At 33.9% G+C, this 14749-nt stretch carries 13 protein-coding genes; 9 read left to right on the forward strand and 4 right to left on the reverse strand.

Annotation, left to right across the window (positions count from 1 at the left end; all coding sequences use genetic code 11):
• Positions 1-319: 319 nt before the first annotated feature.
• Positions 320-562 (forward strand): GlsB/YeaQ/YmgE family stress response membrane protein, encoded by a 243-nt coding sequence (locus tag H3T80_RS05980; protein ID WP_065578554.1) that lies wholly within the window; start codon positions 320-322, stop codon positions 560-562.
• 226 nt (positions 563-788) lie between these two features.
• Positions 789-2180, forward strand: a complete 1392-nt coding sequence (gene cysS / locus H3T80_RS05985; RefSeq protein ID WP_198200684.1) for a cysteine--tRNA ligase — start codon at positions 789-791, stop codon at positions 2178-2180.
• A gap of 56 nt (positions 2181-2236) precedes the next feature.
• Here cysS and trmJ read toward each other — a convergent pair whose 3' ends face one another.
• On the reverse strand, positions 2237-2917 hold the full coding sequence (gene trmJ / locus H3T80_RS05990) for a tRNA (cytosine(32)/uridine(32)-2'-O)-methyltransferase TrmJ (protein ID WP_232350150.1): 681 nt from the start codon (positions 2915-2917) through the stop codon (positions 2237-2239).
• Positions 2918-3225: 308 nt separating this feature from the next.
• On the opposite strand from trmJ, the gene raiA reads away from it, so the two are divergent.
• The 5 genes from raiA (at position 3226) to H3T80_RS06015 (ending at position 8299) form a co-directional block, all read left to right on the forward strand.
• Complete coding sequence (gene raiA / locus H3T80_RS05995) at positions 3226-3558, forward strand: ribosome-associated translation inhibitor RaiA (protein ID WP_198200685.1); 333 nt, start codon at positions 3226-3228, stop codon at positions 3556-3558.
• 97 nt (positions 3559-3655) lie between these two features.
• Positions 3656-4807 (forward strand): bifunctional chorismate mutase/prephenate dehydratase, encoded by a 1152-nt coding sequence (gene pheA, locus H3T80_RS06000; RefSeq protein WP_198200686.1) that lies wholly within the window; start codon positions 3656-3658, stop codon positions 4805-4807.
• Positions 4808-4815: 8 nt separating this feature from the next.
• Positions 4816-5853 carry an A/G-specific adenine glycosylase gene (gene mutY / locus H3T80_RS06005; RefSeq protein WP_198200687.1) on the forward strand — a complete coding sequence of 346 codons (1038 nt, stop codon included), beginning with the start codon at positions 4816-4818 and terminating at the stop codon, positions 5851-5853.
• Between the two features lie 74 nt (positions 5854-5927).
• Positions 5928-7124: an MFS transporter gene (locus tag H3T80_RS06010; RefSeq protein ID WP_198200689.1), complete on the forward strand. Its 1197-nt coding sequence runs from the start codon at positions 5928-5930 to the stop codon at positions 7122-7124.
• Between the two features lie 134 nt (positions 7125-7258).
• Entirely contained in the window at positions 7259-8299 is a 1041-nt protein-coding gene (locus H3T80_RS06015) for an NADH:flavin oxidoreductase/NADH oxidase (protein WP_198200691.1), read from the forward strand.
• Positions 8300-8342: 43 nt separating this feature from the next.
• Here the strand turns inward: H3T80_RS06015 and H3T80_RS06020 are convergent, their stop codons facing one another.
• A complete protein-coding gene (locus H3T80_RS06020) occupies positions 8343-9527 on the reverse strand; it encodes an FAD-dependent monooxygenase (RefSeq protein WP_198200693.1) in 1185 nt (394 codons plus the stop codon).
• A 12-nt stretch (positions 9528-9539) separates the two neighbouring features.
• Complete coding sequence (tatA, locus tag H3T80_RS06025) at positions 9540-9716, reverse strand: Sec-independent protein translocase subunit TatA (protein ID WP_081300038.1); 177 nt, start codon at positions 9714-9716, stop codon at positions 9540-9542.
• Positions 9717-10371: 655 nt separating this feature from the next.
• Between tatA and H3T80_RS06030 the strand changes: the two genes are divergently transcribed.
• Both H3T80_RS06030 and H3T80_RS06035 read left to right on the forward strand, forming a co-directional pair.
• Entirely contained in the window at positions 10372-11055 is a 684-nt protein-coding gene (locus H3T80_RS06030; protein WP_110447271.1) for a LexA family transcriptional regulator, read from the forward strand.
• A gap of 257 nt (positions 11056-11312) precedes the next feature.
• A complete protein-coding gene (locus tag H3T80_RS06035; protein WP_198200695.1) occupies positions 11313-13148 on the forward strand; it encodes an ABC transporter ATP-binding protein in 1836 nt (611 codons plus the stop codon).
• A 49-nt stretch (positions 13149-13197) separates the two neighbouring features.
• On the opposite strand, the gene dacB is transcribed toward H3T80_RS06035, so the two are convergent.
• Complete coding sequence (dacB, locus tag H3T80_RS06040; RefSeq protein ID WP_198200697.1) at positions 13198-14631, reverse strand: serine-type D-Ala-D-Ala carboxypeptidase; 1434 nt, start codon at positions 14629-14631, stop codon at positions 13198-13200.
• Between the last annotated feature and the right edge of the window lie 118 nt (positions 14632-14749).

Here is a 14749-nt window from a genome sequence, read left to right on the forward strand (position 1 = left end):
TCGCTCCTTGTAAATAATGATATTAATCTTCACTTAAGCAATACTAAAAATTTCTAGAATATTTGAAAAAATAATTGTAAACTACACTCAATATTTGTATGGAAGGCTATTGTAGGTAATGCTGTGACATACATTTATCGCTACACACAGTTCTTAGTATTAATCATTTTTCTTCATTCTTTGATAACAATTTTTTTAAAGCTGTAAATATTACGTTTTATTAATTAGTTATATCTTTCACAACGATTATTTTCATCTTCAATATGTTTTAAGCTATACAAAAAGTAACTTTTAACTTAATTAGACGAAGGAAACTATCATGGGTATTTTAAGCTGGATTATTCTAGGATTAATTGCTGGATGGATTGCTAAGTTTTTTATGCCATTAGGACAAGTTGGTGTGCTTAAAACCATTCTACTTGGTGTGGCAGGTGCATTAGTTGGTGGTTACATTAGTACATTCTTCGGTTGGGGTAGTGTAACTGGTTTTAACTTCCCAAGTTTATTTATTTCGGTTCTTGGCGCTATTTTATTGATTTATATTTATCGGTTAATAAAATAGAATTATTTAATAAAATGACGAGGACATTTACTCGTCATTTTATATCAGATTCAATCAAATCCTCTTCTAACAATTTTAATCTGCACTGATTAAACCATAAACAATTTTAATACAATCACTATTTGTACTGTTTTTAATCTTTAAGATTAGCAAAAGTCATTCCGCCATACTCTGATTTTTGTTATATTAACGATTAATCACAATCTGACATGAGCAGTAATTTATAATGTTAAAAATCTTTAATACACTAACTCGAGAAAAAGAGATATTTCAACCTATTACAGCTAATAAAGTTGGACTATATGTCTGTGGCGTTACCATTTATGATCTTTGCCACATTGGCCATGGTCGTACTTTTGTTGCATTTGATGTTGTTACTCGCTATTTACGTTTTTTAGGTTACGATCTGACTTATGTGCGTAATATTACCGATGTTGATGACAAAATCATTAAACGTGCGCTTGAAAAAGGCGAAACCTGTGATGAATTAACAGATCGCATGTTAAAAGAGATGTATGCCGATTTTGACGCACTGAATATAAAACGACCTGATGTAGAGCCTCGTGCAACTCGTCATATGTCGCAAATTATCGAGCTTGTAGAAGAGTTAATCAAAAAAGAGCATGCTTATATCGCTGATAATGGTGATGTTATGTTTTCTGTCGATAGTGATCCTAACTACGGCATTTTATCACGTCAAAATTTAGAACAGTTACAAGCAGGCGCTCGCGTTGATGTCGTTGATGTAAAACGCAATCCAATGGATTTTGTGCTTTGGAAAATGTCAAAACCTAACGAACCGAGTTGGGATTCTCCATGGGGTAAAGGCCGACCAGGTTGGCATATTGAATGCTCGGCTATGAATAGTCATCAGTTAGGCAATCATTTTGATATCCATGGTGGCGGATCTGACTTGATGTTCCCACATCATGAAAATGAAATCGCCCAATCAACCTGTGCCCATAATGGTCAATATGTAAATTACTGGATGCACTCAGGTATGGTGATGATTGACCAAGAAAAGATGTCTAAATCACTTAATAATTTTTTCACCATTCGTGATGTATTAGAGCATTATGATGCAGAAACTGTGCGTTACTTTTTATTATCAGGTCATTATCGTAGCCAACTTAATTATAGTGAGGAAAATTTAAAGCAAGCTAGAACTGCTTTAGAAAGACTTTATACTGCTTTACGTGATACTGATACTCATTATCCACATAACACACCCGATAGTGATTATTATCGACAATTTTGTCAGGCAATGAATGATGATTTCAATACTCCAGAAGCATATTCAACCTTGTTTGACTTAGCTCGAGAGATAAATAAAGCTAAAGCAGAAAATGATATGCAACTAGCCAATGAACTTGCTACTGAGTTACGCTATTTATCTTCTGTACTTGGTTTACTTGAACAAGATCCAGTTAAATTTTTACAAGGTAGTAATCAGGATGATAGTGAAACACAACTCATTGAAGCTTTAATTAAACAACGTAATGATGCTCGTGCTAGTAAAAATTGGGCTTTAGCTGATGAGGCACGAGATAAACTCAATCAAATGAATATTATTTTAGAAGACGGTGCTAACGGCACAACTTGGCGTAAAAAAAGTTAATGCAATAAACCTAAAATCCCCTAGATTTAATAAAAAATTACTAGGGGATAGATTAACTATTTTTTATCTATTGAGGTTAAAATTCCCCTTAATATATTCAGTTCTTGTTGTTCAATACGGGCACGAGTAAATAATCTTCGTAAACGCCCCATAATTTGTCCCGGATGATTAGGATTAATAAAACCTGTTTGTAATAAGGTTTGCTCTAAATGCTGATAAAATCGTTCAATATCTTGATCTTTAGGATATTGTATGTCATTTACATTCTGATCAACTAATTGTGATAATGAGTCTTGAGCAGACAACATCGACATCCTGATTTCGTAACAAAGAACTTGTACTGACATTGCTAAATTTAAAGAGCTATAGTCAGGATTAGCAGGTATACCGACATGGAAGTGGCATTTTTGTAATTCATCGTTAGTTAACCCAACTCGTTCCCGACCAAAAACTAAAGCCACTTGAGCATGATGAGAAGCTTCGGCAATTATTTTATCCCCGCACTCTTTTGGTGTTAAATTTGGCCATTGTAGGCTTCGTGGCCGAGCACTAGTACCAATAACTAAAGAACAATCGGCAACAGCTTCTTCTAAAGAGGAAAATATTTGTGCCTGTTTGATAATATCACTGGCTCCAGCTGCCAGAGAAATAGACTGAGAGTCTGGCTTTATTATCGGATTAACCAAACAGAGATTAGTTAATCCCATGGTTTTCATTGCACGAGCTGCAGAACCCATATTACCAGTATGGGAAGTTTCAACTAAAACAATCTTAACATTATTTAAATAGTTCACATATTCCTCATTAAATAACACAACTTATACTTCAAATTAACACAAATAAACTACAGTATATAATAAAAAATAGTTTAAAAGCAGTTTCACAAAGGTTAATCTTAACTAGAGATTCATTATTTTAGACAAAGTTCACAAAAAGTTTAATCAAATTGAAATAACCTATTGACGAATTGCAAAAAATTTGTCAATGTAATCAATAGAATAATTATATTAGCTCAATTTGTAAGTAAACATAGTGGAGGTCAATTATGACTTTAAGTATTACCAGTAAACAAATGGATATTACCCCTGCAATTCGTAGCTATCTAGAAGATAAGTTTTCGAAATTAGATAAATGGAGAGCACTGTTAATTAACCCTCACTTTATTTTATCTAAAGAACCTGATGGATTTATTGTTGATGCGACAATTGCAACCAAAGGTTCGCCACTAGTTGCTTCCGCTAAACACTCAGATATGTATGCTGCAATTAATGACTTAGTTGCTAAACTTGAAAAACAACTGAATAAAATCCAACATAAAGGCGAATCTCGCCGTGCATTTGACAGTATAAAAAATGCAGTAGTTGAAGAAGAATATTAATTAATAATTCAAAAGTAATAAAAAGGCACTTTAATAGTGCCTTTATTTTTTAGCTTGCTATAATATTGCCCATCTATTTTTTATTATATTAATGAATATGACTACCAATCCTTTATTGCCTTTACGCGACAAAATTAACCGACTCGATCAAAAATTAATTGAAATCCTTGCTGAAAGACGTCAAGTTTCAACCGAAGTTATTCAAACAAAAATAGCGGCTAACATACCTTTGCGTGATTTAGCTCGTGAACGCTCACTCATTAAGGCATTAATCGAACAAGGTAAACAATACAATCTTGATGATATTTTAATTAAGCGCCTGTATCAAATTATTATTGAAGATTCAGTGCTATTACAACAGAAACTTTTACAAGAAAAATTGAATCAAGGGGCTATTTCCTCAGCAAATATTGCCTTTTTAGGACCCAAAGGATCATATTCACATTCAGCAGCCCGCCGTTATGCGAGTACCCACTTTGATCAGTTAACTGAATCAAGCTGCAGTACGTTTAAAGATGTGTTTGAAAAGATCGAATCAAAAGTTGTTGATTATGGAATTTTGCCAATAGAGAATTCTAGTTCCGGCTCTATCAATGAAGTTTATGATTTGTTACAAAAAACCAATTTACATATTATTGGTGAACTATCATTACCGATTGATCACTGCGTTTTAGCCATTCCTAGTGCTAAACTTGAGCAAATAGATACCATTTATAGCCACCCGCAACCTTTCCAACAATGCAGTAATTTCCTAGAAAATTATCCACATTGGAAAATCGTTTATTGTGATAGCACTTCATCAGCAATGGAAACTGTTGCTAAATTAAATCAACCTAATATTGCTGCTATGGGTAACAAAGACGGGGGTGAATTATACGGTTTACAGGTTCTTGAGCACAATTTTGCTAATCAAAAAGAGAATATTACCCGTTTTATTGTTTTAGCGCGCGATCCAATCGAAGTTTCCGAACAAATTCCAGCTAAAACCACGATCTTAATGAAAACTGGCCAACAAGCAGGTGCTCTAGTTGATGCCCTATCCGTTTTACGTAATCATAATATTGTTATGACAAAACTTGAATCACGACCTATCCATGGTACACCATGGGAAGAGATGTTTTATATTGATCTACAAGGTAATGTTCATGATTATGAAATGCAAGTCGCGCTTAAAGAATTAGCTGCAATCACTTTATATACCAAAGTACTTGGCTGTTATCCTAGTGATTCAATTACCGCTATTATGTAATGACTAGCATGACAAAAAATTTTGCAAATGCTGTACTTGATTGGTATGAACAGTACGGTAGAAAATCACTACCATGGCAAATTGAAAAAAGCCCCTATCATGTTTGGTTATCCGAAGTCATGTTACAGCAGACACAGGTAGCAACGGTTATTCCATACTTTAAGCGTTTTATTGCACAATTTCCTAAAATTACTGATTTAGCTAAAGCGCCAATTGACGACATATTACATCTTTGGACGGGGCTAGGTTATTATGCTAGGGCACGCAATTTACATAAAGCAGCACAGGTTATCGCTGAAAATTTTGATGGCAAATTTCCAACTAAATTTGAGGATGTGATTGCCTTGCCGGGAGTTGGGCGTTCAACCGCTGGTGCCATTCTATCTCTATCACAAAATCAACATTACCCGATACTTGATGGCAATGTTAAGCGAGTTTTAACCCGATCTTTTGCAATAGAAGGTTGGCCAGGGAATAAAATTGTTGAGAATCAACTTTGGCAATTAAGTGAACAAGTGACACCTAAACATAACGTTGCAAAATTTAATCAAGCAATGATGGATATTGGCGCAATGGTCTGTACACGTTCGAAACCAAAATGCAATTTGTGCCCATTAAACTATTCATGCCTTGCTTATCAGAATGACAGTTGGCAACAATATCCAACCAAAAAACCTAAAAAATCTATACCTGAAAAAATGGCCTATTTTCTAATTCTTGAACATAATAAAGCTATTTGGCTAGAAAAAAGACCTCCGGCTGGGATTTGGGGGGGTTTATATTGTTTACCACAATTCTCAAGCGAGCAAGCATTAACTGACTGGCTGGAAAAGCATGGTATTGAAACCAGCAAACCTAAACAGTTAATAGCCTTTCGTCATACGTTTAGCCATTTTCACTTAGATATTATCCCAATTTACTGTGAGATAAAAAATAACACTAAGTGTTTGGAGGATTCAAATGGTTATTGGTATAAACTTAACTCGGAGAATACCAAAATTGGCTTAGCTACGCCTGTTTATAATTTATTGAATCAATTAGCTTAAACACCACTATTTAACAGTATCTAATAAACTTTTGATATATAATTAGTCATTATTTATTTTCTTATCTTTTTACTATGAGTCGCAAACAATCCCAAGGGCTATCTGCGTGGTTAGTTTTTTTAATGGCTTTTGCCATTGGCATTACAGTTGCCAGTAATTATTATGCACAACCGCTATTACACTCAATAACTGATGATTTACATATTGCAGTTAAACATGCAGGTTTAATCATTATGGCAGCTCAATTTAGTTATGCTGTTGGTTTACTATTTATCACCCCACTCGGAGATAAAATTGAACGTAAACAGCTAATACTTACATTAATGATATTATCAATCTGTGGACTAATAATTAGTGCGATATCAAAGCATTTATGGATGTTGATATTAGGTACTGCAATGACAGGCCTATTTTCGACCGTTGCCCAAGTACTCATTCCTTTTGCTGCAACGCTATCACGTCCTGAACATCGAGGTAAAATTGTCGGCACACTAATGAGCGGTATGTTACTTGGTATTCTACTAGGTAGAACATTTGCGGGTTTTGTTTCATCAATAGCCGATTGGCATTATGTTTATTGGATTGCCTCGTCAATTATGACCTTAGTCACTTTATTACTTTGGTTATCATTACCAACTTATAAAAACAACATCGACATTAACTATTTCCAACTGTTATTGTCAATTGGTTCATTGTACAAACAAGAAGCTGTTTTACGCATCAGGTCATTGTTAGCGATTATTTCCTTTGCTTTATTTTCATTATTATGGACACCTCTGGCCTTCTTATTAAGTGATGCTCCTTATCATTATTCTGACTTTATTATTGGTTTGTTCGGTTTGGCTGGTGCAGCAGGCGCATTAGGTTCCCCCATCGTAGGCAAATTATCAGATCAAGGAAAAGGCTGGTTAGCCACTTCCATTGGTTTGACATTATTACTTGCTGCTTGGCTACCGCTTTCTATTGCCAAGTATTCTCTCGTGGCCTTAATTTTTGGTGTAATCTTATTAGATTTTGCTGTGCAAGTTACCCATGTATCCAATATGAATGCTATTTATCAAATTCGTCCAGAAGCTCGTAGCCGTATGAATACTGGTTACATGGTCAGTTATTTTATCGGTGGTATGTTAGGCTCTATTGCTTCTACTTACTTGTATAGCAATTATGGTTGGATAGCAATAATTATTTCCGGAACCGTTTTAGGACTCTTAGGTATACTCTGTTGGGTCTATTATCTTAGAACCGTTCACCATCCTAAACATAAGGCTTAATTAAACTAAAAATTTTGAGGAACGGGGTTTTTAACCATTATCCTCTTTAAGTTTCAGATATTAAACACCATATATTATTTATCTGTTAATATAACTAGTTAGTATTTGAACCATTATTAAAACAGGAGTTACTTATGGCAAAAATATCTTATCTTAATACGCCATTTAAAGTAAAAAATTTATCACTCAAAAATCGCATCGTTATGCCACCAATGTGTCAATATCAAGCAAAAGATGGGTTAGCTAATGATTGGCACTTTGTTCATTACGTTTCTCGGGCGATTGGTGGTGTCGGCTTAATTATTTTAGAAATGACCAATGTAGCGCCTAATGGGCGAATTACACCTAACTGTTTGGGATTATGGAATGATAAACAACGCGATCAACTGAAAGGTATTGTCGATGCTGTTCATGCACAAAATGGTAAAATTGCTATTCAAATTGCCCATGCTGGTCGAAAAGCTTTAGGTGAGTCTGATGTAGTTTCATGTTCTGCAACTCGCTATGATGGCAATGTCGAAGCTAATCCGGAATGGCAATACCAAATGCCAAGAGAATTAACCAAAGATGAAATTATCGATATCATCGAAAAATTTAAACAATCAACGAAACGAGCAGTGGAAGCAGGTTTTGATGCCATTGAATTACATGGTGCTCATGGTTATTTGATTCATCAATTCTGTTCGCCAAAAACGAATTTAAGAACCGATGAATATGGTCAAGATAAATTATTATTCGCTGAACAAGTTATTAAAGCTGCAAAATCAGTTATGCCAAAAGATATGCCATTAATTGTGCGCTTTTCGGCTAAAGAATACGGTACTAACGGTTATGATATTGATTATGGCTGCCAAATTGCCAAACGATTAGCTCAAGCTGGTGCCGATGTTTTAGATGTTAGTGGTGGTGGAGATGGAAAACTGGATCCAGAACGCACACCTGATTTTCATGCTGGTTACCAAGTTTATCTAGCCCGAGCAATTAGACAGGTAACCGATTTACCGATTATCACTGTTGGTATGCTTGAAGATCCTTATGTTGCCGATTATGTGCTAAGCACTGGGGATGCTGATTTAGTTGGAATTGGTCGGGGTTTATTGAAAGATCCTTATTGGCCGTTACGAATTCCATCGTCACCATTTATACCAACGTCTTATCAAATATCTTTCAAATAATAGCTACTCATCCTGTGTTCACAAATACAGGATGAGTAATAAATTAAATTTGCATGGCGTATTTGATCAACTGTTTCTTTATTGGTGAAAAGTTGTCAATAGCATTCATACCAACCGTTCTAACCATCTTTTTAAAGGCATTATCGCCATTAAACATATCTTGGATCGTTCGCATAGCTGTTAGCATCACTAATGCATCTTTACGACGAGTAAACTGGAATGATTTTAAGTTTTCCACTAAACCAATATCTTTTTGCTCATCAATAAGCTTTTTAATAGTAGCCACCAACAATGCAGAATCTTGAAAACCTAAATTAACGCCTTGTCCTGCTAATGGATGAATAGTATGAGCTGCATCACCAATTAAGGCTAATCGGTGTTTAATAAATTGTTTGGCAAAACGAGCTTTTAATGGAAAGACCATTCGTGGATTAACCAACTGACATTGCCCTACTTTATCACCTGCTAATTTGAACAATTCGTGGCAAAAATCAGATTCTGTCAGCGAAGTTAAAATTTCTGCTTGTGCAGGTTTAGTTGACCATACCAAACAGCTTTTATTAGCTTGCCAAAGCGGTAAAAATGCAACAATACCATTCGGGTAAAAAATCTGTCTGGCGCATGCTTGATGAGGGTATTGTGTTTCAACAGTAGTAATCACTGCGTGGTGAAGATAATTACGCTCAAATACTGATATTTTTTCATATCTACGTAACCAAGAATGAGCACCATCAGCACCAATAATTAATTTAGCTTGTAAAGTCGTATTATCTGCTAAGGTCAAAAAGGCATAATCATCAGTATAATTATTATCTATAGCCACCTGATTGAAAATAGTAATATTATCTGTTGCTGCCGCAAGTTGATACAAATGGTAAGCGATGAGATTATTTTCTATAATATAGCCAAGATTTTCATAACCATAATCTTCAGCATAAGCCGAAAGATGAGCTAAACCATTCTTTTCCCAAACACCAATTTCACTAAAAGAATGAACTCTATTGCTAGCACAAAGATCATGCCAAATACCAATTTGAGAAAAATATCGCTGACTAGCACCATTTATTGCCGATGCTCTTATACCTATGTCATCAACATTAAAATCTTGCCATTCATCAACTTTAGTATCAATAATGGCTACCGTTAAATCGTATCTGCTTAATGCACAGGCTGTAGCCAAACCGACTAATCCACCACCAACAATGGCGACATCGAATTGCGTTTTCATATCAATATTTTGTTATTGCTTATCAAGCTTATTATCATTTTTGGTTTCAACTTCATCATCATTCATTGCTTTTTTGAAACCTTTTAATGCTGAGCCAAGATCAGAACCTAAATTGCGTAATTTTTTGGTTCCAAAAATTAACACAACTACAGCTAGAAAGACCAAAAGATGTGGGATGCTAAATGACATAATTAAAACCTCTTTTAAAGATATATCTCTATTTGGACTCTGTTACTCAGCAAATAGATTTTAAATAATGGAATTAATTATACTCTTTTTAAACTGGGATTTCATGACAAGTTAATTTTAAATAAAAAAAAGACCTGCATAAAAATTATGCAGGCCAACATGAAATATAAGGAATATAAGGAAAGAAAACAATGAAAAATCCTTACGCAGCTTATTATCCATTTTTTTTCGCCTCAGTCAACGTTTTTATTTGGATTTTAGCGAAAATAATCAAATTTACACGAATAATAAATAGCGTTAATAAAATATTAACAAAACAAACAGAAAATGACACAAATGTAATTTAAGCATATTTATTCAATACTTACTCACTAAAAAAAGCCTTTTTTAGCCCATAAATCGGAAAACGACCTCGCGGAAAAACAAAGAAACACAACAAAAAAAACAACGAAATAAATTTATTAAAAAAACAAAAAATGTTTGTTTTTATATGAAGATTCAATAAAATAACAAAATATAAAACGAACTTTAAAGAATATTCATATTTAAAAACTATAATGTTAAGAATATTCATTTAATCACTTATATAAAACTCATAAAAAATACAATATAATCATAAATCGGATGAATAAATAAAAACGAGACAAAAATAAATATGATTAAAAATAAAAATGTCAAAACTTTTAAAGACAGACTCCATACTTCAATGCAAGGTCTATCTGTATCCGCTTTTGCAAAAAAATGTGATATGTCAGAAACAGTAATTCGTGATTATTTGTCAGGAAAAACTTATCCATCATTGACCCGTTTAGAAGTGATTGCCGAGAAATGTAACGTATCATTTAACTGGTTAGCAACAGGTTATAAGCTAGAAATTTTAAATCCTAAAGATGATGATGAAGTCTATAATGAAAATATCTATCGTATTCCCGTTTATAAAAAACAGTTACCAACTAAAGAAGAAGCACAAAACCAACGTTATGTTCGCGAAACTCCTCCTGTGATGAATTATCCTGTAATTGAAGGTTGGGCATCTCATCGCGGTTTAGATATTAAAAAATTAATTCTTTACTGGGCTAAAGGTGATTTAATGGCGCCTGATATCGAAAATAATAACGGCTTAATTATTAATACCGATGTAAACGAAATTATTGATGGTGCTATTTATTTATTAGAATATGAAAATTTTACATTATTAAGAAAAATACGCTTAACTCTCGGTAATTGGATATTAATCTGTAATAATGATCAATACCCAACAATTGAAGTACCTAAAGCTCATTTTGAAAAATACAACATTGTCGGCCGAGTAGTGCAAGTTATCAAAGATGTCTTTTAAGACAATTATTAGTAATCTAAAATTTTTCAAGATATAATTTATTACATGAGGAAAGTATAAAAACCCCTTTCCTCAAAACGTTACGTTTTTCATAACACATAACATCAGTTTAATAGGTATATATTCAAGTGATTTTAATTTACTAATTTCAGATTTATGTTTGCAACTACAGCAATAAGTATTTAGCAACACAAACCTCACTTTTTATATCATTGATAAATTATCAGTGAATAACCTTTTAACTAATTAGGTCAACTATGTATCGATTTTTTGAAAAATTGGTATCACCTTACCCCAAAGATGAACCACAACCAATGGCTAAAGATTTTTTTAGCTTTATTTGGCAATCCACTCAAGGAACTCGCTGTTTCTTATTACTATTAATAATATTGAGTGCACTAGCTGGTGCATTTGAGGCATTTTTATATGCAGCACTTGGTAAAGTTGTTGATTGGCTTGCTGCTGCATCACCAAATCAATTTTGGCAACAAGAAAAAACAACTTTAATCGTATTTGCCATCATTATATTAGCTAGCACGATTATTATTGCCTTACAAACCATCATTAAGCATCAATGCTTAGCTGGAAATTTTCCAATGCGTTTACGTTGGAATTTGCACAGATTAGTACTAAATCAAAGCATGCGTTTTTTTCAAGATGAATTCGCCGGTAGAATATCAGCAAAAGTCATGCAAACTGCACTTGCTGTAAGAGATACTTGCTTTTTAGTCGCTGATATCTTTATTTATGTTCTAATTTCATTTATCACCATGGCAACAATCATAGGTCAATTAGATCTTTGGTTATTAGTTCCATTTATAGTCTGGTGTTTTTTTTATGGCATTGCTATGTATTACTTCATTCCACGATTAAGTAAAGTAGCAAGTATGCAAGCAGATGCGCGTTCAACCATGACTGGCCGTGTAACAGATGCTTACACAAATATCATGACGGTAAAACTGTTTTCTCATGCAGGTAATGAGGCAAAATATGCACAAGAATCGATGGATGAATTTATGGTTACAGTTAATAAGCAAATGCGTTTAGTCAGTAGCTTTGAAATTGTTAATCATTTATTGTCTATTTTCCTAGTACTGGGCACTACCGGCTTATCATTATGGTTATGGAGCAATGATTTCGTTGGTGTCGGTGCAATTGCAACCACAACCGCAGTAGCGCTAAGATTAAATGGATTTTCACATTGGATTATGTGGGAAATGGCTTCATTATTTGAAAACATTGGCGTAGTTAAAGATGGTATTAATACATTTTCTGCAGCGAAAACGGTTGTTGATCAACCAAATGCACCTACACTTAAAGTAACTGAAGGTAAAATTGAATTTAAACAGATAGATTTCAGTTACGATGAAAAACTAAATAATGCAATTATTGAGAATTTAAATTTAACCATCAAACCTGGGGAAAAAATTGGTTTAGTTGGCAGATCTGGAGCTGGCAAATCAACATTAATCAATTTATTGTTGCGATTTTATGATTTACAACATGGTGAGATCACCATTGATGGTCAGGATATTACTAAAGTAAATCAAGAGAGTTTACGTGCTCAAATTGGTATGGTAACCCAAGATACGTCTCTGTTACATCGTTCAGTAAGAGACAATTTACTATACGGAAATAATCATGCTACTGAACAAGAGATGATAATCGCTGCCCAAAAAGCCCATGCTGACAGTTTTATTGAAGGTTTAGTTGATGCTAATGGTAGAACTGGCTACGATGCTTTTGTTGGTGAACGAGGAATTAAATTATCTGGCGGACAACGTCAACGGATTGCTATTGCTCGTGTTATTTTAAAAAATGCACCAATACTGTTATTAGATGAAGCTACAAGTGCACTGGATTCTGAAATTGAACAAGCCATCCAAGAAAGTTTATATACCTTAATGGAAGGTAAAACGGTTATTGCTATTGCCCATCGCTTATCAACGATCGCAGCAATGGATCGATTAATCGTGTTAGATCAAGGTAAAATCATTGAACAAGGAACACATCAAGAATTACTCAGTAAAAATGGTCTTTATGCACAACTTTGGAAACATCAAAGTGGTGGCTTCCTAGCGGATAATTTCTAACTAAAAATATAAGGGCGATTAAACATCGCCCTTATACTAATTCTATATATTAATTAATAAAGTTTTTATAAAATTCAGATTCAAATCGCATAATTGCACCATTTTTGGGCTCACCTTGACTATCAGCTCGATAGCCGGATAATAACTGAACAAAGGCAATATAACGACCATCTGATTTTTGAATAAACCCAGCTAAATTATAGCTACCTTGAATATAACCCGTTTTAGCCATAACTGCTTCTTTAAATGGAGCTTGATTAAAACTTTTACGATTTTGTAACGTTCCATCTACGCCAGCAATCGGTAATTTTTCAATAAAAGCTAATTGATTATTATGTACAGAAATATATTGCAAAATCTCCATTAATTTATTCGCACTAACCAAGTTTAGACGTGATAAACCAGAACCATCGGCAATAACTAAATTTTCTAAATCAATTCCGGCTTTTTTACGTAAAATTTGTTTTACCGCATCACCACCATTACGCCAAGTTCCAGACACATTATAATAATGCGCACCTAAGGTTCTAAAAATAGTATCAGCATATAAATTATTTGATTTTTTGAGCATGACGGTTAATAACTCTGAAAGTGGCGCTGATTGGCTTGAAGTCAGTAATGTTAACCCACCTGCTGCTTTTTGTTTTCTTTCAACAACTCGACCATTAAAAGTAATCTTTTGTTGTTTTAGTTCATTTTTTAAAATTGTTGAAAAATATTCGGTTGGATCAATTACCGCAAACTTTAATGGTGTTTTATCAGCATTCGACGCGATACAACCAGATAAATGGTAACGATTTTTATCAGCACTAACATCAAGTTCACAATATCTATCATTTAAATCTTTGCTATTGGCAGCAATTGTTCTGACATCACCTGTAACCATAACCGGTATATTAGGTGATACTGATATCGAAGCTTTGGAACCAGTTTTACCTGGAGTAATGGTTGCAACAAAGCAGTTATCATCAATTGTTGCTGCCGATGCAGGGGCATTATAACAAGCAGTTAAATTATTCCATGACCAACCTTCTGCTTTATCATGACTAGCAAAAATAGAAGTATCTAAAATAACATTACCTGAGATCTTTTCTACGCCTTTTTGACGTAAAGCGGTAATCATATTCTTTAACCTAGCACGATTAAAAGTTGGATCCCCACTCAACTTGATAATAAGATCACCACTAAGCTGTTTATTATTTAGAGAACCATTGGTATACATACCAGTAATAAACCGAAAATTATCGCCAAGTTCAAGTTGTGCAGCTAATGCCGTTATTACTTTTTGCGTACTAGCAGGTTGTTTAAATTGATCACTTTTGTATTTTGCTAAAGTTTTAGGTTTTCCCTCAACAGTTTGCACTAAAATGGATAAATCACTTCCTTTAGGTAAGGATGAGATATATGGTTCCACTGACTGTGCTGGTAATAAACATGAAAAAAAAGTAACAATGAAGAAAAAAGATACCTTTATATTAGTCATGAACGTATGCTCACATGAGTATTGAATAATGATAGTTAAGTAAAGATGATAAATATATCTTTTTTTGCTTGGCCTATCAATATATACTCAATCACTTTTAAAAATATGTTCCAAATAT

The sequence above is a fragment of the Gilliamella sp. W8145 genome (genome assembly GCF_016101145.1).
GTDB classification, from domain to species: Bacteria; Pseudomonadota; Gammaproteobacteria; order Enterobacterales; family Orbaceae; genus Gilliamella; species Gilliamella apis_A.

Excerpts from the sequence above, each read along its gene's own strand:
- H3T80_RS05980 (WP_065578554.1), top strand. The coding sequence starts at position 320 with ATGGGTATTTTAAGCTGGATTATTCTAGGATTAATTGCTGGATGGATT.
- cysS (WP_198200684.1), top strand. The coding sequence starts at position 789 with ATGTTAAAAATCTTTAATACACTAACTCGAGAAAAAGAGATATTTCAA.
- trmJ (WP_232350150.1), bottom strand. The coding sequence starts at position 2,917 with ATGGGTTCTGCAGCTCGTGCAATGAAAACCATGGGATTAACTAATCTC.
- raiA (WP_198200685.1), top strand. The coding sequence starts at position 3,226 with ATGACTTTAAGTATTACCAGTAAACAAATGGATATTACCCCTGCAATT.
- pheA (WP_198200686.1), top strand. The coding sequence starts at position 3,656 with ATGACTACCAATCCTTTATTGCCTTTACGCGACAAAATTAACCGACTC.
- mutY (WP_198200687.1), top strand. The coding sequence starts at position 4,816 with ATGACAAAAAATTTTGCAAATGCTGTACTTGATTGGTATGAACAGTAC.
- H3T80_RS06010 (WP_198200689.1), top strand. The coding sequence starts at position 5,928 with ATGAGTCGCAAACAATCCCAAGGGCTATCTGCGTGGTTAGTTTTTTTA.
- H3T80_RS06015 (WP_198200691.1), top strand. The coding sequence starts at position 7,259 with ATGGCAAAAATATCTTATCTTAATACGCCATTTAAAGTAAAAAATTTA.
- H3T80_RS06020 (WP_198200693.1), bottom strand. The coding sequence starts at position 9,527 with ATGAAAACGCAATTCGATGTCGCCATTGTTGGTGGTGGATTAGTCGGT.
- tatA (WP_081300038.1), bottom strand. The coding sequence starts at position 9,716 with ATGTCATTTAGCATCCCACATCTTTTGGTCTTTCTAGCTGTAGTTGTG.
- H3T80_RS06030 (WP_110447271.1), top strand. The coding sequence starts at position 10,372 with ATGATTAAAAATAAAAATGTCAAAACTTTTAAAGACAGACTCCATACT.
- H3T80_RS06035 (WP_198200695.1), top strand. The coding sequence starts at position 11,313 with ATGTATCGATTTTTTGAAAAATTGGTATCACCTTACCCCAAAGATGAA.
- dacB (WP_198200697.1), bottom strand. The coding sequence starts at position 14,631 with ATGACTAATATAAAGGTATCTTTTTTCTTCATTGTTACTTTTTTTTCA.